The sequence below is a fragment of the Dietzia alimentaria 72 genome, from assembly GCF_000226215.1.
Classification (GTDB): domain Bacteria; phylum Actinomycetota; class Actinomycetes; order Mycobacteriales; family Mycobacteriaceae; genus Dietzia; species Dietzia alimentaria.
Map to the genome: position 1 here is coordinate 31,740 of NZ_AGFF01000005.1, position 17,037 is coordinate 48,776.

Here is a 17,037-nt window from a genome sequence, read left to right on the forward strand (position 1 = left end):
GAGCAAATCGCCTGCATCGGCCGAGTGGGAATGCGAGAAATCCTTTCCACGGCGGTGTGGCTGCACGGGGTCCGGTGGGCTGTCCCGGTCAGTCGGTGATGCGGCCGGGGTGGGTGTACACGGTCGCCCGGTCATCTCGGCTGAACCCGACGAGCGTCACCCCGGACTCCCCCGCCAGGTCCACAGCCAACGACGACGGCGCACTGACCGCGGACATTATCGGGATCCCGGCCATCGAGGCTTTCTGGACGAGCTCGAACGACGCGCGACCCGAGACCTGCATGATCGTGTCGCGCAGGGGGAGTCGGCCCTGGCGCAGTGCCCATCCCACCACTTTGTCCACGGCGTTGTGGCGGCCCACGTCCTCCCGCAGACACAGCAGATCACCGGCCGGGGAGAACAGGCCTGCCGCGTGTACGCCGCCGGTCCTGTCGAACACCCGCTGCTGCGCGAGGAGCCGCTCGGGCAGGGAGAGCAAGACCTCAGCGGTGATCAGCGGATCGGCGGGGCCGGTAGGGAAGTGGGAGGCACGTCGGACCTCGTCGATCGAGTCGACTCCGCACACACCGCAGGCGCTGCTCATTGCGGTGGCGCGGACGGACCGCGGGTGGGGGATGTCCGGGGAGAGGGTCACGGTGAGGGTGTTGTAATCCTGCTCTGTGCGACCGCTGACAGTGGTGCAGTAGCAGATCTCGGGAAGATGCTCACGATCCCAGATCGCCCCCTCGGACACGAGGTGCCCGGCGGCCAGGTCCATGTCGTCACCCGGCGTCCGCATGGTCACGACGAAGGGCTCGCCGTTCAGGCGAATCTCCAGCGGTTCCTCCACGGCGAGGGTCGCCACCTCGCGTCTGGCGTCAGCTCCCGCGACGATCCTGCGCGCGGGGTGTCGACTCGTCCGTCGTCCCATAGTCGCGCAGCCTAGCGGCGATCGCCCCCCACCGGATCCCGAGCGGGTGCGGAGTGCTGGTGGCGTGGTCAGGAATCATCATGCCGCGACCCCAGTCCGGGTCCGCGGCTAGAGTGACGTCCGTGGTTATGGCTGATCGAGATGGTGTCAAGAAATCTTCCGCTCCGGTGACGACTCTCACCATCGTCGGGCTGGCCAGTTCGATGCTGAACGGCCTCGCGAGGGTGCCGTTCCAGCGACCGTGGAAGGGCCCTGCCGGGGTGGTAGACAATGTTGGCCAAGCCGTGACGCGTCAAGCCATCCGGTCGTTCATGGGGTACTCGATGGGGCTGCCGATTGACGAGTTCCGCTCGATGGAGAAGGTGCTCGACGACCTCTGCCGCGTCGTGATACCGCCCTTCGTGCAAATCACCGATGGCGTAGAGATCACCGAAGACACGATCGGTGGCGTGCACGGCATCTGGTGTCGGGCCAAGGCGAGTTCCGACAGGTTTGTCGAAGCCGACGACGACAAGCAGACCATCGGCGCGACGCTCCTCTACCTACACGGCGGTGGATATATCGGCGCCTCGCCCATGATGTACGCGGCGTTCGCCGCCGCGCTGGTCAAGACCACCGGTTATGAGATCTTCCTGCCCGACTACCGGTTAGCGCCGGAGTTTCCCTTCCCCGCCGGCGTACTCGACGCCACCGCGGTCTATCAGGGGCTGCTCTCCCGGGGGGTCGAGCCGGGCCATATCGTTGTCGCGGGGGACTCGGGCGGCGGAGGGCTGACCACGTCCCTGCTTTATCACCTGCATCAGGAGGCGATTCCGTCCCCCGCAGCAGTCGCCCTCTTCTCGCCGGAGCTAGAACTCGGCCTGAACTACCCGTCCATGACCGAGAACGCGCCATTCGACATCCTGCCGTGGAACGTGCCGGTCGCCCCCTATCTGCACGGCGTCCAGCCAGACGACGCCCGCGTGTCGGTCGCCCACGCCGAGCTCGATCCACAGTGGTTTCCACCCACTTTCGTGTGTTGGGGCGAGAAGGAGATCTTTCGGGACGCTATCGCGGACTTCGCGACCAGGCTCCAGTCCGCCGGGATACCTGTGCACGCGATAGAGGAGCCGGGGATGTTCCACGTGTTCCCGATCCTCATGCCCTGGGGGGACCCGGCCAAGCGGGTTCTCCGGACACTCGCCGATCTGGCCGAACGCTACGTCCGCGCGGACGCGACGGCCGAGCAGACTCATTAGGCGGTGAGCGTCCCGGGGGCGGGGGGTCCGTTCCCGGACGTCCGGCGCACCAGCACTGTCGAGAGGGCCACGGCTGCGAGCCACACGAGTGGATAGATGTTGACGAACACGGCCAGTAGAAGTGGCGAGATATCCCCGCCGAGCATGAACAGTCCCATGGCGACCCAGCGGTCGTCCGGGAAGTTCACGTCGGGGAAGCTCTGCACCCAGTTGGCGGTGGCCGCCCACAATAACGGCGGCAGCAGCCAGAGGTACCAGCGCCTGGCCGTGTGTCCGTAGCTGAGCGCATAGTGCAGCGTGAGCACGAGCAGGGGAACGAACCACACCCAGTGATGCCCCCACGAGAACGGAGAGACCATCGGCATGGTCAGGCCGGCGAGGGTCACACCGAGTAGTCGGTGGCCGCTGCGGTGGGCGAGCACGGCGACTCCCAGGCCGAGAGCGGTGACTAGTGCTGCCGCGATGAGCCACGCCCATGTCGGTATCATCTCGACGCCCGCCACTCGGGCCATCGCGCCGCGGATCGACTGATTAGCCAGCATCGAGTCGTGGCCGATCCGCCGCGAGTCGAACAGGGTGCCCGACCAGTACCGGATCGCGTCGCCGGGGATCACCGCGAACCCCAGCGCGACCGTCCCAAGGAACGTCGCCGCCGTGGTCGCTGCGAGTCGCCACCGTCCCGTGATCGCCCAGTAGACCCAGAAGAAGGCGGGGGTGAGTTTTATTCCAGCCGCGAGGCCGGATCCGATCCCGGCCCACTTCCGCCCAGATCGCCAGGCGAGGTGATCCGCCAGCACCGCCACCAACAGGAGCAGGTTGATCTGGCCGAGCCACAACGTGGTGCGCACCGGCTCCAGGGAGAGCGCGATCAGGGCGAGGCAGATCGAGACCTGGATTGTCACCCGGTCGGTTCGATAATCCAGCGCCCGGAAACACATCCGGATGGCGAGGTAGAGAAGTGCCAGGGTCAGCGCCGCCCACGCGGCTTCCATCAGCCGCGGTGTGACCTGGGTCAGGGGTGTGAACAGCAGCGCCGAAAAAGGCGGGTAGGTGAACGGCATCGGGCTGTAGAAGCGTCCGGGATCGGACCCGGAGAGCAGTCCTTCGTACAGCGGGAGACGCTCCAAAACGGCCCGGCCACCCCAGCGGTACACGTTGACATCGAGCAAGTTCCCGGTGATGCCCCACCACGGGGTCCGCTCATCCGGCGCGCGCAGGACCATCACCACCGACAGGAGCGCCGGCAGTGACAGGCACACGCGTAACAGGGGAGTGGAGGGCAGGGTGCGCACAGGGTGCAAGCTATGGCTCCGCAAAGCGGCCGAGGCCTCTAGATGTAGATCGCGGGGTCGATGTAGAACTGCGCTTCGCGCAGCTCCTCCTTGGTCGACCTGGCGGGCTTCGCGACGCCGGGGATTCCCACGACGATCGAGTCGGCGGGCGCGCTCTTGACGACCACCGCGTTCGCGCCGACCGACGAGTCGGTGCCGATCTCCACCGGGCCGAGGATCTTGGCGCCGGCGCCCACGGTCACACGGTCGCCGAGCGTGGGATGCCGCTTGACCTGCTTGAGCGACACGCCCCCGAGCGTGACTCCGTGATAGATCATGCAGTCGTCACCGATCTCGGCCGTCTCACCGATCACCACGCCCATACCGTGGTCGATGAAGAACCGTCGGCCGATCGTGGCACCGGGATGGATCTCGATCCCCGTGAGAAATCGGGCGAACTGCGCGAGAACGCGCGCCGCCGTGCGACCGGGCCCACCCTTGACCCACAGGCGATGGGACAGGCGATGAATCCAGATCGCGTGCAGGCCGGAGTAGACGACCGCGTTCTCGACGTCGCCGCGGGCCGCCGGGTCGTGGGCGCGCGCCGCGGCGAGGTCCTCACGCACAGTGCGTAGGAACCCCGCCGGGCGGTCGGAGTTGTCTGACATCAGTCGCGGTAGTCCTCGAAGAGTATCGTGGAGACGTAGCGCTCGCCGTAGTCGCACACGATCACGACGATGGTCTTGCCGGCGTTTTCCGGACGCTTGGCCACTTCGAGCGCCGACCAGACGTTGGCTCCCGAGGAGATGCCGCAGAGGATGCCCTCCTCCTGGGCCAGACGCTTGCTCACGGCGAGCGAGTCCTCGAGGGTCGCGGTGACGATCTCGTCGTAGACCTCCCGGTCGAGAATCTCGGGCACGAAGTTCGCGCCGAGTCCCTGGATCTTGTGCGGGCCGGCCTTGCCCTCGGACAGGACCGGCGAGTCTTTGGGCTCCACGGCCACGACCTTGAGGTCCGACTTCTGCGACTTCAGGTACCGGCCGGCGCCCGAGATGGTGCCGCCGGTGCCGATGCCGGCCACGAAGACGTCGACGTCGCCAGCCGTGTCCTCCCAGATCTCCGGACCTGTGGTGCGACGGTGCACATCGACGTTGGCGGGGTTGGCGAACTGGCGGGCCAGGACCGCGTTGTCGCGGGTCGAGGCAACCTCCTCGGCCTTGGCCACCGCGCCCTTCATGCCTTCGGAGCCGGGCGTGAGAATGAGCTCGGCGCCGTAGGCGCGCATCACCGCGCGACGCTCCGCCGACATCGTGTCGGGCATGACGATGACGGCCTTGAAGCCACGTGCGGCGGCGACCATCGACAGCGCGATACCAGTGTTGCCGGAGGTTCCCTCGACGATCGTGCCGCCGGGCTTGAGGCCACCGGACGCCACGGCGTCGTCGATGATGGCCGCACCGATGCGGTCCTTGACGCTGCTGGCCGGGTTCGCCGACTCGAGCTTGGCCAGCACGGTGGCACCGGTGCCGTCGGAGAGGGAGTTGAGACGGACCAGCGGGGTGCCGCCGATGGTCTCGGTGATGTCCGAGTAGATCTTCGCCATGAGTGAGTTCCGTCCTGAAGAATGAACCGATCTGTCTACTCGCAAGTGTACGGGACGAGGCATTCGTTTACGCGCTCTCGCCCCAGAAATGTGTCAGGATTTGGCGGGGTGGCCACGGCTGGGCCGATAATGGAGCGCACTCCTCGTCGTCGTTTCCGAAAGGTCGCACCGCAGTATGCGCGAGATTTCCGTCCCCACCGATCGCACCTACACGAGCGACGATCTGATCCCGGCCGTCGCACGACGGCGCGCCGCCGACGCTCCGGGCTCCGTCGCGTTCGAGCACTTCCCGGGGGAGAGCTGGCAGCCGGTCACCAACAGTGAGGTCGTGGACCGCGTGGATCGGATCGCCGCCGGTCTCGTCGCGGCGGGCGTCGAGCCGGGCGACCGCGTGGCCCTCATGGCCGGCACGCGTCTCGAATGGATCCTCGTAGACCTGGCCATCTGGACCGCGGGCGCCATCTCCGTCCCCGTCTACCCCTCGTCTTCCGCCGGGCAGCTCGAGTGGATTCTCGCCGACTCCGGCGCCAAGATCCTCGTGGCCGAGGGCGATGCGCACGTGGCCGTGGTGGACGCCACCGAGGTGCCCGACTCCTGCGCCCACGTCCTCTACCTCGACGACGGAGGACTCGACACTCTCGAGAAGGGCGGTGGGGATGTGTCCGCGGAGACCCTCGACGCCGCCCTCGCGACCATCGCGACTGACGATCCCGCGTCGATCATCTACACCTCCGGCACAACCGGCCGGCCGAAAGGTTGCGTGATCACCCACCGCAACCTGCTCGCCGAGTGTCACGGACTGCTCGACCACCCCATCGGGAGCATGGCGCAGGACGGCAACAAGGTGCTCATGTTCCTGCCGCTGGCGCACGTCCTGGCACGGGCCGTCACCTACACCGTTTTCCTGGGCGGAGCGACTACGGGGTTCTGGGACGACACGGCCACCCTTCTCGCGCGTTTTGCAGACTTCCGGCCCCACATGATCCTCGGCGTCCCCCGTGTCTTCGAGAAGGTGCGCGATGGGATCGCCAAGACAGCCGGGGACAAGGGGCGACTTCAGAAGCAGATCTTCGAGCGCGCGGAAGAGGTCGCGATCAAGGCCAGTGAGCTCCGCGGTGGAGACGGTCTTGACGACGGCGGTAGGGCCTCCCTCGCCCACGCGGTCCAGTACAAGGTCCTGGATGTTGCCGTCTACAGCAGTGTGCGCGAGGCGCTCGGTGGCCGCTGCCAGTACGCCATTTCCGGCGGAGGTGCCCTGCCCGACCGCATCTCGCACTTCTTCCGCGGCCTCGGAGTCCCGCTCTATGAGGGCTACGGCCTCACCGAGAGCACCGCGGCGGTCACCGTCAACGGGCCCGGTTGCCAGCGGATCGGGACCGTCGGTCAGCCGGTAGCCGGCAACTCCGTCCGGATTGCCGAGTCTGGCGAGGTGGAGATCTCCGGGCCCGTCGTGTTCACCAGTTACTGGAACAACCAGGAGGCGACCGCCGAGGCCCTCCGGGACGGCTGGTTTGCCACCGGCGACCTGGGCTCACTGGACGATGACGGTTACCTGACCATCACCGGGCGGGCCAAGGAGATCATCGTCACCGCCGGGGGCAAGAACGTCTCTCCCGGCCCGATAGAGGACACGATCCGGTCGAATCCGCTCGTCGGCCACGCGTTGCTCGTGGGAGAGGGGCGACGGTTCGTTTCCGCTCTGGTCACTCTCGACGAGGAGGGAGCAGGCAAGTGGGCCCGGGACAACGGACACGGTGACGCGTCCCTCAAGGACCTGGCGGACAACGACGCGCTGCGCTCCGAGATCCAGAAGTCGATCGACAAGGCCAACGCCCAGGTATCGCATGCCGAAGGCGTCAAGAAATTCACTCTCCTGCCGAATGACTTCTCGGAGGACTCCGGTGAACTCACCGCGACTCTCAAGGTGAAACGACACGTGGTGGACACGAACTATTCCGACCAGATCGAGGCCATGTACGCCTGAATGCCCGGACCCCGACGGGGCCCGGGCATCGGGAAGCGCGGAGGGGACTTACTTCGTGTAGAGGTTCTCGATATCACCGGAGAAGCGATCGTGGACCACGTTGCGCTTCAACTTGAGCGTCGGCGTGAGCTCGCCGCCCTCGACGGTGAACTCCGCCGCGAGGATCTTGAATTTCCGGATCGACTCGGCGCGTGAGACGGTGGCGTTTGCCCGGTCCACGGCGTCCTGGATCGCGCCGACGAGATCGCCGTCCTGCAGAAGGTCGCTGACCTCGCCGGTCTTGCCCTTGCGGTCTCGCCAGCCCGCGAAGGTCTCCTGGTCGATGGTGATGAGGGCCGCGATGTAGCTGCGGTTGTCGCCCACCACGACGGCCTGGCTGATTAGCGGATCGGAAGCGAGCTTGTCCTCGAGTTGCGACGGCGAGACGTTCTTTCCACCGGCGGTGACGATGAGGTCCTTCTTGCGGCCGGTGATCGACAGGTAGCCGTCCGAGTCGAGCTCTCCGATGTCACCGGTGTGGTACCACTCACCGGTCCAGGCGTCCTCGTTGGCCTGCGGGTTCTGCCAATACCCCTTGAACAGGGTTTTGGCCTTTGCCAGGACCTCCCCGTCCTCGGCGATCTGGATGGTGACGCCCGGGATCGGCATGCCGACGGTGCCGATCTTGGCCGCGTTGATCGGGTTGACGGTGAGGACGCCGGAGGACTCGGTGAGACCGTAGCCCTCGAGCAGGTCGAAGCCCGCACCGCGGAAGAAGTGGCCGAGCCGGGCACCGAGGGGACCGCCGCCGGAGATGACGCGGTCGCACTCGCCGCCGAGAGCATCGTGCAACTTCGAGTAGACGAGCTTGGCGAACAGTTTCTGCTTGAGAGATAAGGCGAGTGACGGCTTGCCTCCGCCCTCGAGGGCCTTGGAGTAATCGATGGCGGTCTGGACGGCGGCCCCGAAGATCTTGGCCTTGGCCCCACCGGCGGTCTCGGCCTTGGCGGCGGCCGAGTTGTAGACCTTCTCCAACACGCGCGGTACCGACACCAGGAACGTCGGGTGGACCTCGGCCAGGCGCTCGACGACCTTGGTCGCGTCGGGCTCGTGGGCGACGGTGACGCGCTTGTAGAAGCATGCCACCTCCACGATGCGGGCCAGGACGTGAGCCAGCGGGAGGAAGATCAGAGTGCGGCTGTTGGGGACGAACGCGGCCTCCAGGCGCTGCTCCACGGCGACGACGACATCACCGAAACCCCCGTGCACAATTTCGCAGCCCTTTGGATTGCCGGTGGTGCCGGAGGTGTAGACGATCGCGCAGGTGTCGTCCTGGGTCGTGGCGCGTGAGACCTTCTCGACCTCGTCGTCAGAGATGCTGGCACCCGCCTCGACGAGTCGGGCGATCAGATCGTCCTCGATGACCAGGATGTCACCCTCCCAGCTGCTCTCGGAGGTGAGCACCTCCCGCAGTTCGAGGTTCTCGACCACGGCGATCGAGGACCCGGAGTCGGTGAGGATCCAGTCACACTGGGCGGAGGATGAAGTCTCGTAGATCGGGACTGTGATGGCGCCGACTACCCAGCTGGCCCAGGCGATGAGCGACCACTCATAGCGGGTGTGGCTCATGATTGCCAGGCGGTCGCCCGGCTTGACGTTGTGGGCCATGAGGCCCTTGGCGACGCTCTTGACCTCCTCCAGATACTCCGCACAGGACACTTCCTGCCAATCGCTTCCGACGAGTCGGAGCACGGCGACGTCGTTCGGTGCCTCCTCGGCGTTCTTGAACACCAGTCTGCCGAGGTTCTCGACGGGAAAAGGCTTGGTGGCGGGAGGGCTGGCGAACTCGGTGGTCATCGTGATCCTTAGGTCATGTGTGGCCTGCATCACTGCCGAGTGTAGGTGGCGACCGGCCCCCCGTGTGGACCACTGTCTATTTGTATCTATTTATACGAGCGGCCGAACACGGGCGTTCTCGTCGGCTGCTCGGGTTTGATCGATGGGAGAGGTCGAAAAGCGGGCGTTGTTCCGATCCGGCCTGCCCCGCTCGATGCCCGGCGGTAAGGTCTGAACATGGATACCGACCGCGGGACGGCCGCTGACCCTCTCGACCTCGAGGTCGAGTTCCTGACCGACGAACTGCGCTCTGAACTGCTGGAACGTTGGAACGACCCGCAGCGGTGTTATCACAACGTCACGCACCTGCGAGCGGTACTGAGAGCCGTGGATGTGCTTGAGGCCGACGGGGAGTCGTTCGACGGCACCGCGGTCCGTCTGGCCGCCTGGTTTCACACTGCGGTGTTCGATCCCACGGAGTCGGAGAACAACGACAAGTCGGCGGTGTGGACCGAGAAGGTGCTCGACCCGGCCGCACCGGTAGACGAGGTGGTGCGCCTGGTGCGGGCCATGGGAGGGCACCGTGTCGAGCCCGGCGATCTCAACGGGGCGGTGCTCTCCGATGCGGACCTCGCGGTATTGGGCGCGGACCCGGAGACCTATGACACCTACTCGAAAGAAGTGCGCCACGAATTCGCACATGTGCCGGGTGAGCGGTTCGTAGCCGGGCGTATCGCCGCGCTCGAGGGGTTACTCGAACGCAGATCGGTGTTTCTCACGCGCGCTGGGCGCGATATCTGGGAGAAGCAGGCGCACGCCAACCTCAACCGTGAGCTGGGACTCCTGCGAGCGGGCGTCTCAGACGATTAAGTGTCCCGAGGTCTGGTCAGACGCCCGGAGGCGTACCCGCCGCCGTGTACTCGGCCACGCCGTTAGCCACCATAATCTCCGTGATGGCCTTCATATCGGACTCACCGGGCAGGCCCCAGCCCTCGCTGTAGTCGTAGATCTCGGCGAGGGTATGTGAATCACGGGTGCCGCGGGCTAGTTCCACATCCGTCGGTCCGATCAGTGCAGGGTGCGGGACACCGACGGCGCCGGAGACCTTGATCAGCTCGCGACGCAGCGCACGGAGGTAATTGGCGCAGCGCTCGGCCATGGTCGCGGGGTCGATGCCGCGGATGAGCCACGGATTCTGGGTCGCCACGCCTGTCGGGCAGCCGCCCGTGTGACATTTCTGTGCTTGGATGCAACCCACCGAGAGCATCGGTTCGCGGGCCACGTTGATCATGTCGACGCCCATAGCGAAGGCCACCACCGCGTTCTCGGGGATCCCGAGCTTGCCGGAACCGATGAACACCACATCGTCGGTGAGACCCGCCTCCGCGAAGAGCGAATAGACACGGGGAAATCCAAGCCGGAATGGCAGGGAGACAGCGTCTGAAAAGACCAGGGGACCGGCGCCGGTGCCGCCCTCGCCACCGTCGATCGTGATGAAGTCGACGCCACGATCACGGGGGACCATGGCGGCGGCTAGTTCGGACCAGAAGTGGGTTTCTCCGACTGCAGACTTGATTCCCACGGGTAGGCCCGTGCGGTCGGCGATCTCCTCCACGAGGTCGAGGAGGGAGTCGACGTCGTGAAAGGCTGTGTGGCGCGACGGGCTTGCGCAGTCCTCGCCCATCGGGATGCCACGAAGCTCCGAGACCTCCCGGGTGATCTTCGCGGCGGGCAGGAGCCCGCCGAGCCCGGGCTTTGCGCCCTGGCTGAGCTTGATCTCGATCGCGCGTATGGGGTTCTTCTCGGTGAGGGCGACCAGCTTCTCGATGTCGAAGCGGCCCGCCTCGTCCCGACACCCGAAGTAGGCGGTCCCGATCTGGTAGATCAGGTCGGCGCCGTTCTGATGGTACGGGCTGAGTCCGCCCTCGCCGGTGTTGTGCAGCGCGCCGGCGAGCGCAGCCCCGCGGTTGAGCGCCTCGACGGCCGGCCCGGACAGGGCGCCGTAGCTCATGGCCGAGATCGAGACCAGGGAGTCAGGGCGGAACGCGCGCGCCCGGCCACGGGCACCACCGAGCACCTTGGCGGGCGGAGTCGGCAGAAACTCGCCGGAGTGGATATGCGCGGACAGGGCGACGTCACTGAACGTGCGCTGCTTGATGACGGGGTAACCCTCGAGGAACTCGACATCATTGTCGGTTCCGAAGCCGAACGTGGTGGCCCGCTTCTCGGCGGACTCGTAAACCCAGTCGCGCTGATCCCGGGTGAACGGCCGTTCCTCGTTGTTGCTCGCCACGATGTACTGCCGCAGTTCGGGGCCGATCGCGGTCAGTGCCCGCCGCGCGTGCCCGAGGACAGGGAAGTTCCGCAAGACTGGGTAGCGGGTCTGTCGCATGTCGGCGGCTGCGACCGCGGCCAGCGTGGCGAGCGGGGCACCGAGGAGCCATTTGCGCATGCGCTCATGATGGGCCACAGTTTGGCGAGTCGGCGGTAGGAACGCCGCTATCGACTCAGGGCAGAATTCGCGAGATGACCTCGGCCGCCACGTCTTCGAGCAGTGGGCCCGCGTTGGCCATGGATCGCGCCAGGTCAGGTTCCTTCTCGGTCAGTGCGGCTGCGGCGGCGAACCCTGCCGCGGCAACCCGGTCGGCCTCGAGGTCCAGCCGCCCGCACACGGCGACCACCGGCACCGCGTGGGTGCGGCAGAGAGCAGCCACACCCATCGGGGTCTTGCCGTGCATCGTCTGATCGTCGAGGCGTCCTTCGCCGGTGACCACCAGCTCCGCGGCTGACACCACATCTTCTAGGCCCGTCAGCGTGCCGAGGACCTCGAAGCCGGGGTCGAGCGAGGCTCCTAGCAGTTCTCGAGCCGCGAATCCGACGCCTCCTGCGGCCCCGGAGCCTGGGGCGTCGGGGTCCACGTTCAAACCCTGGGTGCGCAATACCTCCACGAGACGGGTCAGCCCTGCCTCGAGGTCGTCGACCTGCTCGGCGGTCGCGCCCTTCTGTGGTCCGTAAACGCGGGCCGCACCGAGCGGGCCGAGGAGCGGATTGTCCACGTCGCAGGCCACCAGTATCCGGGAGGCGCGAACCGCGGGATCGAGGCCGTCGAGATCCACACGGTCCAGCTCGGACAGGGCGCCGCCGCCGTCGGGGAGCTCGTTGCCGGCGGCGTCGAGGAACCTGACACCCAGCGCCGACAACATGCCGGTGCCGCCGTCGGTTGAGGCGCTGCCACCGATGCCCAGATGAATGTTGCCGCGCCCGGATCGCAGGGCCGCCAGCAGGACTTCGCCCACGCCTCGACTTGAGGCTTCGAGCGGTCTGAGTTCGCCGCCCGGGAGACGGAGCAGGCCACATGCATCCGCCATCTCGACGAACGCGGTATCCGGATCGATGGCGGCGAAAGAGGTCTCGACCATCTCACCGGTGGGGCCGGAGACCGTCACCGCCACCGTGCGGGCACCGCTGGCGACCATCACTTCAAGGCTTCCGCCGCCGCCGTCGGCGACCGGACGTTCGAGCACGTCGACGTCGGGATGCGCACGCCTCGCACCCTCCGCGGCGTGATGGCAGGCCTCGACAGCGGTGAGTGAGCCCTTGAAGGCCCCGCAGGCCACGACGATCGTCACACCTGCATCATCCCCCATCGTGTCCGGAGACACACGACGGCCCGGGTTCGTGACGGGGGAGTGTCTCGAACCCGGGCAGGGAAAGCGCATCCGAATGCGCGAGAGAGATCAGGCGGCTGGGCCGGTGCCCTCAGTGCCATTGTCGTTGGCGTTGGAGCTCAGGCCGGCGAGCGAGCCGCTCAGCGAGCCGGAGTCGGTGTTCTCGGCCTCGACCGTGTCCTCTTCCGTCCCCTCGTCCGTCGAGCCGAGCGACCCGAGCAAGCCGGAGCCCTCAGCATTGGGGGTGGCGGTCTTTTCGTCGGCGACCGTGGCAGGCTTGGTGGTCTCGGCGTCGTCACTACCGCTGGTCAGCGAGCCGGTGTCGAGTGAGCCATCGCCTTCGGCGGTTCCGCCCTTGTCCTCGTTGGAGCCCGATCCGGTGTCGCCGTCGATGAGGGCGCTGCCGGTGTTCGGGGAGATGCCGAGGCTGCCGAACTCGATGGATCCCGGGTTAGGTGCCTCGGCGTCGAGGTTGAGGTTGAGGGCAAGGCTGCCGACGTCGAGTGTGAGGTCCGTGTTGAGGGCGCCCTCAAGGCTGCTGTCCTCGCCCGTGAGTTTCTCGAGGCTCGCGGCGGGGCCCTCGGGAGCGGTGTCCGCTGCGGCGGCCAGTCCGGGGGCCGCGATGGCGGCACCGATTCCGAATGCGCTGACTGCGGCGATTCGGGCAGCGGTGCGGTGGGTGGTCTTGCGGTGGGTGTTCGTCATAGATGAACTCCGATCTGCATCGACCCCGATGTCTCTCATCGCGGGCACCTCGGTCGGAGCGAGGTGCGTTGGCGACACTACAAGCGGAAATCGGGGGCGCAAGGGGTTCGGATGCTGAGCGTTTCTTGAGGTAACACTCCGATCACGAGGTGCCTAGTTGCCCTCTCGGGAGCGCCCGCATGCGAGCGGAGTTTGGTGGCCCGCCTGCGAGGACAGCATTCGTGTGACCCGATCGGAGGCACGGCGAGCATCCGCCCGAATGCCGTCGGGGCCGACAACGGACGTCGTAATCCGCGGCGCGCTTATCCGGAAGTAAGGTGATCAGGCTCACACCGTTCCGGGCTTCCGGTGCCTCCCGCGCCTCAGCGCCCCGGTGGGCGGGGGACCGAGCCGACGAATTGCATGGACTTGTATGGCCATCCGGCCGGTCCTGCTGCGGAGTCGTGGGTGTTCCACTGGCTCACCACGAAGTGCCACCGCTCCGGGGTGGAGCCGGGAACGGGACAACCCCCATAAAGCTGGGCCACCCTGGCGGGCCCGGCAGCGGGGTCGGTGCCGTCCGACTCATCGCCCCACGCGCAGCCGGTCAGGAGTGTGGTGTGCGTGGTGGCGGCCGGGTCCATCAGGTCGGCCTCGATGTGCGGGAAGGTCAGACAGTCGATCCGGTAGTGCTCGGCATTGAAGTAGGTCAGAGTCCAGAAGTCCTCGCACCTGCGCAGGTACATCTCGCCGATCCGCCCCGGGAGCACGATGGTGGTGGGGTGGCCCCAGTCCCAGCGACCATCCTTGAATCCCCAGGTCTGCCACTTGCCCAGGTCTGGATCAGCAAGATTCTGTTCGGGCACGCGCATGAGAATGACGCCCTTGTCCCGCTGAAACCCGGTGGACAGGACGTAGACGTACCCGTCGCCTCCGAGCTCCCAGGTCCACAGTTGGCGGTGTCCTCCCTCGAGACGCCCGGCAAATTCGACGCCGGTGGGTTCCCAGGTGCGTCCGTCGTCGGTCGAGCGGTGGATCTGCGTCCGGGTGACGGTGCCGAGCCCCCCGTTGACCATGACATGTAGATACATGGTGTGACCGATGGTCAGGACGTCGCTTGGCAGGATGGTTGAGCAGCTCCGGCCGTGGACATAGTCGATCAACTGTGAGGCGTAGTCGTGGGGGCCGGGTCCGGCGGCGTCCGCCCATTCGAGCCCTGCGGCGGGATCGGTGGTGTCGGAGAACAGGCCCACGGGGGAGCGCCAGTCCGGGTTGCCGGGGCCCGGCCGGTCATCGGTAGTGGGGGAGCACTGCGCGATTCCCGGGTGCGGTCGACCCACGTGAGGCGCGCCGATTCCCGCGCCCGCGAAGGTGTCGCCGAAAACCGAGAGGAGTCGGCCGGAGGGGGTGCGGGCGAGGATCCCGAGGTCGGTCCCCTCCATGCCGAATGCCGTCGTGATGCCCGGTCCGGAAAGGTCCCGGACCTTGCGAGTGGCGATCGGGGGGGTTGCATTGGGCGGGGGCGAAGCCGTCATGTGACTGACGCTACCGCTCGGCGGTGCCGGGGGCGCCCACGACCGTTGCAAGGTCACAATCGGGTGAAGCAAGCGCCTAGCGTCGTAGGTCTCCGCGTATGGTCGGGCGCGTGACTCACCCCTTTGCGCGGGCCCGGAAAGAGCTCGTCCCCGGCCACTGGTTCGGCCCGGTCGCCGTTATGTCGCTGGGGTGCGTACTCGCGTGGAGCATCATCGGGTTTGGTCACAGTGCTCCGTTGGCGGTGGCCGTCCTGATGGCGGCCGCCATCGCGGCCCTCTGGAACTCGCCCCTGCGGGTGGTCGGGCATGAGCCGCTTGACGCTGTGCGCAGTGCGGCTCGCATCGAGCGCGCGGTGGTGGTTCTCTGGCGGCCTGGGTGCCCCTACTCATCCGCGCTGCGACGCCGTGCGGCTCGCGAGGGGCTGGATGTCCACTGGGTCAACATCTGGCGAGACGAGGCGGCTTACGACCTGTGCCGCAGCATCAACCTGGGCTCGGAGGCAACTCCCACTGCGGTGCTGCTCGCCCCGGCCCTCTCAGGTCCAGTGGTGATCCCCGCTTCGGTCTCGGGCATTCGGGAGGCCACCTCCGCTCGCTCGCCCGTCCAGGCACTCGGGCGGGCCGGTCAGATAGAGGGCGACAGCCGCTGAGCGCGCGGGCGACCCTGGGTGGGTTGAGATCTCGTCGCGCTCCGGGGGTCTGAGTAGGCGTCGGTTGGATGACGACGACGTGTGCGCACACCCGGCCGGCGAAGAGTGCAAATTTCGCAGTGTTATCGGTAGAAGTGTGATGCAGATAACACTATGCTGATTCTTGGCGACGCCTCAATCGCGGAACGCACCGCGTAGCAGCCTTGCGGGGCCGACCAGAGAATCGAGTTCTGGAATGAAGAATAATCGTCCTCGTCCACTCCGTATTGCTGTGCTCGGCAGCGTCGCGGTTCTGGCGATTGCCGGTTCGACGGGAGTCGCGCACGCCCGGGACGGATCACTGGGCGTCGGCCTCGGACTCGACCTCGAACTGCTTCTCGGATCTTCCGACCCCGGCTCGGCTGATCCGGGGTCGCTCGATCAGCTGTCGTCCGGCTCGCTCGATCCGGGCTCAATGAAGCCGGGGTCAGCTGGCAGTTCATTGGATCCTGGTTCCGTCAATCCAGGCTCTGCCGACCCGGGTTCGTTGAATCCCGGGTCCGTTCTCGGCTCGTTGGACCCTGGTTCCGTTGATCCGGGCTCAATGAGCCCCGGGTCCGCTCTCAGTTCTTTGGACCCTGGTTCTGTCGGTCCGGGTTCGTTGGTTCCCGGGTCCACATCCGGCTCGATGGACCCTGGTTCTGTCGGTCCGGGTTCGTTGGTTCCCGGGTCCACATCCGGCTCGATGGACCTGGGCTCGGTCGGGGCTGGTTCGTTGGTCGGGTTGATGCTTGCGGTCTCGGTGGCGTCTTCGGATGCTGCTTCGTTGGAGGGGAGTCTGGAGCCGGGTTCGTTGGATCAGCTTTCTTCGGGTTCTGGTGGGGATTCGCTGGGCGAGCTGTCGTCGGGTTCGGATGGTGGGTCTGGTGGGCAGGGCTCTGAGGGGTCGTCCGAGGGGTCGGCTGAGGGGTCGTTGGATGCGGGGTCGATTGGGGCGGGTTCGGATGCGGGGTCGATGCTTCCCGGTTCGGTTGGCCCGGGGTCTCTGGCTGCTGGTTCGTTGGTCGGGTTGATGCTTGCGGTCTCGGTGGGGTCTTCGGATTCTGCTTCGTTGGAGGGGAGTCTGGAGCCGGGTTCGTTGGATCAGCTTTCTTCGGGTTCTGGTGGGGATTCGCTGGGCGAGCTGTCGTCGGGTTCGGAGATGGGTTCGGATGGTGGGTCTGGTGGGCAGGGCTCTGAGGGGTCGTCCGAAGGGTCGGCCGAGGGTTCGTTGGATGCGGGGTCGATTGGGGCGGGTTCGGATGCGGGATCGGCATCAGTCGGTTCGCTCTTTCCGCTGATTCTCGTAGGCGGTTCGATCGCAGGGATCGCGATCGCTGCACCGCAGATTCCGCAGTGGGCCGCTGATATGGGCATCGTGTTGCCGCCGTTGCCGGGTCTTCCGGTTCCGCCGCCCGCCCGCGCCGTGGCTCCGCCGGTCGCGCCGGGCCCGCCGGCCCCGAACGGTCGAGGTGGCGAACCCGGAGTCGTAGGCGGAAACGCCACCGGCGCGATTGCTGGCGTCAATGCCGTGGTCGTCATGACGGGTTCTCTGGGCGACTACGAGGTGGACCTACCGAAGGGGATCGCACTCCCACCGTTGCCGTTCATCAAGTGAACTGAAGTGAGCTGATCCCTCGCCCCGGGCTTCCGGTGCGGGG

Annotated in this window: 14 protein-coding genes; 5 read left to right on the plus strand and 9 right to left on the minus strand. The window is 66.7% G+C overall.

The window, feature by feature from the left end; translation table 11 throughout:
- Window positions 1-88 precede the first annotated feature (88 nt).
- Window positions 89-910, minus strand: a complete 822-nt coding sequence (gene fdhD, locus ON04_RS01705) for a formate dehydrogenase accessory sulfurtransferase FdhD (RefSeq protein ID WP_029457480.1) — start codon at window positions 908-910, stop codon at window positions 89-91.
- Between the two features lie 128 nt (window positions 911-1,038).
- Here fdhD and ON04_RS01710 point away from each other — a divergent pair, with 128 nt between their 5' ends.
- Entirely contained in the window at window positions 1,039-2,148 is a 1,110-nt protein-coding gene (locus ON04_RS01710) for an alpha/beta hydrolase (RefSeq protein ID WP_010539844.1), read from the plus strand.
- Here the strand turns inward: ON04_RS01710 and ON04_RS01715 are convergent.
- From ON04_RS01715 to cysK, 3 genes are read right to left on the minus strand one after another with little or no spacing between them, the layout of a single operon-like run.
- Window positions 2,145-3,440 (minus strand): glycosyltransferase 87 family protein, encoded by a 1,296-nt coding sequence (locus ON04_RS01715; RefSeq protein WP_010539845.1) that lies wholly within the window; start codon window positions 3,438-3,440, stop codon window positions 2,145-2,147. The two genes, ON04_RS01710 and ON04_RS01715, sit on opposite strands and share 4 nt — an antisense overlap.
- A 38-nt stretch (window positions 3,441-3,478) precedes the next feature.
- The gene (epsC, locus tag ON04_RS01720) at window positions 3,479-4,087 is read right to left on the minus strand and encodes a serine O-acetyltransferase EpsC (RefSeq protein WP_010539846.1); all 609 of its coding nucleotides are present in this window, start codon (window positions 4,085-4,087) and stop codon (window positions 3,479-3,481) included.
- A complete protein-coding gene (gene cysK, locus ON04_RS01725; RefSeq protein WP_010539847.1) occupies window positions 4,087-5,022 on the minus strand; it encodes a cysteine synthase A in 936 nt (311 codons plus the stop codon). The genes epsC and cysK overlap by 1 nt, the downstream gene beginning before the upstream one ends.
- 175 nt (window positions 5,023-5,197) lie before the next feature.
- Here cysK and ON04_RS01730 point away from each other — a divergent pair, with 175 nt between their 5' ends.
- Window positions 5,198-7,006 (plus strand): AMP-dependent synthetase/ligase, encoded by a 1,809-nt coding sequence (locus ON04_RS01730; RefSeq protein WP_010539848.1) that lies wholly within the window; start codon window positions 5,198-5,200, stop codon window positions 7,004-7,006.
- 48 nt (window positions 7,007-7,054) lie between these two features.
- On the opposite strand, the gene ON04_RS01735 is transcribed toward ON04_RS01730, so the two are convergent.
- Window positions 7,055-8,842 (minus strand): AMP-dependent synthetase/ligase, encoded by a 1,788-nt coding sequence (locus tag ON04_RS01735; RefSeq protein WP_010539849.1) that lies wholly within the window; start codon window positions 8,840-8,842, stop codon window positions 7,055-7,057.
- Window positions 8,843-9,058: 216 nt separating this feature from the next.
- Between ON04_RS01735 and ON04_RS01740 the strand changes: the two genes are divergently transcribed.
- Entirely contained in the window at window positions 9,059-9,691 is a 633-nt protein-coding gene (locus tag ON04_RS01740) for an HD domain-containing protein (RefSeq protein WP_010539850.1), read from the plus strand.
- Between the two features lie 16 nt (window positions 9,692-9,707).
- Here ON04_RS01740 and ON04_RS01745 read toward each other — a convergent pair whose 3' ends face one another.
- The 4 genes from ON04_RS01745 to ON04_RS01760 form a co-directional block, all read right to left on the minus strand.
- Window positions 9,708-11,273 (minus strand): FMN-binding glutamate synthase family protein, encoded by a 1,566-nt coding sequence (locus ON04_RS01745; RefSeq protein ID WP_010539851.1) that lies wholly within the window; start codon window positions 11,271-11,273, stop codon window positions 9,708-9,710.
- A gap of 55 nt (window positions 11,274-11,328) precedes the next feature.
- Window positions 11,329-12,450 (minus strand): glycerate kinase, encoded by a 1,122-nt coding sequence (locus tag ON04_RS01750; protein WP_010539852.1) that lies wholly within the window; start codon window positions 12,448-12,450, stop codon window positions 11,329-11,331.
- 108 nt (window positions 12,451-12,558) lie between these two features.
- Complete coding sequence (locus ON04_RS01755) at window positions 12,559-13,194, minus strand: hypothetical protein (RefSeq protein ID WP_010539853.1); 636 nt, start codon at window positions 13,192-13,194, stop codon at window positions 12,559-12,561.
- Window positions 13,195-13,556: 362 nt separating this feature from the next.
- A complete protein-coding gene (locus tag ON04_RS01760; protein WP_010539854.1) occupies window positions 13,557-14,708 on the minus strand; it encodes a DUF4185 domain-containing protein in 1,152 nt (383 codons plus the stop codon).
- A 110-nt stretch (window positions 14,709-14,818) separates the two neighbouring features.
- Here ON04_RS01760 and ON04_RS15845 point away from each other — a divergent pair, with 110 nt between their 5' ends.
- Together ON04_RS15845 and ON04_RS16365 are read left to right on the plus strand one after the other, a co-directional pair.
- Complete coding sequence (locus ON04_RS15845) at window positions 14,819-15,358, plus strand: thioredoxin domain-containing protein (RefSeq protein WP_238529197.1); 540 nt, start codon at window positions 14,819-14,821, stop codon at window positions 15,356-15,358.
- A 1,090-nt stretch (window positions 15,359-16,448) separates the two neighbouring features.
- Window positions 16,449-16,994, plus strand: coding sequence for a hypothetical protein (locus ON04_RS16365; protein WP_141564591.1), 546 nt, complete (start codon window positions 16,449-16,451; stop codon window positions 16,992-16,994).
- Window positions 16,995-17,037 lie beyond the last annotated feature (43 nt).

Excerpts from the sequence above, each read along its gene's own strand:
- fdhD (WP_029457480.1), bottom strand. The coding sequence starts at position 910 with ATGGGACGACGGACGAGTCGACACCCCGCGCGCAGGATCGTCGCGGGA.
- ON04_RS01710 (WP_010539844.1), top strand. The coding sequence starts at position 1,039 with ATGGCTGATCGAGATGGTGTCAAGAAATCTTCCGCTCCGGTGACGACT.
- epsC (WP_010539846.1), bottom strand. The coding sequence starts at position 4,087 with ATGTCAGACAACTCCGACCGCCCGGCGGGGTTCCTACGCACTGTGCGT.
- cysK (WP_010539847.1), bottom strand. The coding sequence starts at position 5,022 with ATGGCGAAGATCTACTCGGACATCACCGAGACCATCGGCGGCACCCCG.
- ON04_RS01730 (WP_010539848.1), top strand. The coding sequence starts at position 5,198 with ATGCGCGAGATTTCCGTCCCCACCGATCGCACCTACACGAGCGACGAT.
- ON04_RS01735 (WP_010539849.1), bottom strand. The coding sequence starts at position 8,842 with ATGACCACCGAGTTCGCCAGCCCTCCCGCCACCAAGCCTTTTCCCGTC.
- ON04_RS01740 (WP_010539850.1), top strand. The coding sequence starts at position 9,059 with ATGGATACCGACCGCGGGACGGCCGCTGACCCTCTCGACCTCGAGGTC.
- ON04_RS01745 (WP_010539851.1), bottom strand. The coding sequence starts at position 11,273 with ATGCGCAAATGGCTCCTCGGTGCCCCGCTCGCCACGCTGGCCGCGGTC.
- ON04_RS01755 (WP_010539853.1), bottom strand. The coding sequence starts at position 13,194 with ATGACGAACACCCACCGCAAGACCACCCACCGCACCGCTGCCCGAATC.
- ON04_RS01760 (WP_010539854.1), bottom strand. The coding sequence starts at position 14,708 with ATGACGGCTTCGCCCCCGCCCAATGCAACCCCCCCGATCGCCACTCGC.